General features: G+C 55.8%; 2 protein-coding genes. Both read right to left on the bottom strand.

What is annotated here, in order from left to right:
- On the bottom strand, positions 1–668 hold a 668-nt coding region (locus WMO66_RS04840; RefSeq protein ID WP_349135259.1), incomplete at its 3' end, for a Crp/Fnr family transcriptional regulator.
- On the bottom strand, positions 580–984 hold a 405-nt coding region (locus WMO66_RS04835; RefSeq protein WP_349135258.1), incomplete at its 5' end, for a NifB/NifX family molybdenum-iron cluster-binding protein. The genes WMO66_RS04835 and WMO66_RS04840, both read right to left, overlap by 89 nt.

Raw genomic sequence — 984 nt, 5'->3', positions numbered from 1 at the left:
AAGCTTTTGAGCATCCGTGCCACCGCCTCCCGCGCCGAGCTGATGTGCTGGGCGATCTGCTCATGGGTCATGCGTATGGTGTCGGAGCCGGTACGCTCCGCTTCGGCAAGGAGAAATTCAGCCAGCCGCCGATCCAATCCCTTGAACATGATCTGCTGCATCGCCCACATCACATCAGAAAACCGTTTCGTTGCCAGCTCATAGAGGAAGCAGCGGACATATAGATTTTGCTCTTTGAGCGCAGCAATGACATTTGCAGGGATAATCAGGACCTCCGTATCCATTCCTGCGACCATTTGCGTATCAAAGGTGATCTGACTGATCACGCAGGAGGCAGAAAGCACGCAAAGCTGGCCCGGATACAGGCGGAACAGTGTTACCTCCCGGCCCTCCTCGGAGAGAAGATAGGTGCGGATCTCACCGGAAAGGACGAACAGCATTCCAAGACATTCGTTGTCGCTGCTGTGTATGAACGCGCCCTTTTCATAATGACGGACAAAGGCACTTCGGCGCAGCGTTTCCATTTCGTGTTCAGTCAAGGATGACCAGAACGGAAGCTGTGTCAGTGTGCGTTCCATATCAATGGCAGCTATGCTTGCCGCAGCCGTGGTCACCGCAGGTGTGACCAGCTTCGCCGTGCTCGTGGTCATGGTGGTCACAGTGAACATTGGGATCGTAGCCCAAACTTCCGCTGAGCAATGCGCTCACCGCCGCGTCAGCGTCTCCGCTGACACCGCCATAGAGCTTGATACCCGCCTCGGCCAGAGCTGCCTGCGCACCGCCGCCGATGCCTCCGCAGATCAAAGTGTCCACGCCGTTCTGCATCAGGAAGCCTGCCAGTGCGCCGTGACCGCTGCCGTTGGTGTCAACGACTTCCGCACGGATGACTTTGCCGTCCGCGGTTTCGTAAAGCTTGAACTGTTCGGTGTGGCCGAAATGCTGAAAGATTTGACCGTTTTCATAGGTAACTGCAATTTTCATAAT

This window comes from Faecousia intestinalis (genome assembly GCF_040096185.1).
In the GTDB taxonomy this organism is placed as follows: Bacteria; Bacillota; Clostridia; order Oscillospirales; family Oscillospiraceae; genus JAZOXB01.
Note: the sequence above shows the minus strand (reverse complement) of the source record. Positions and strands in the feature narration are given on the sequence as shown.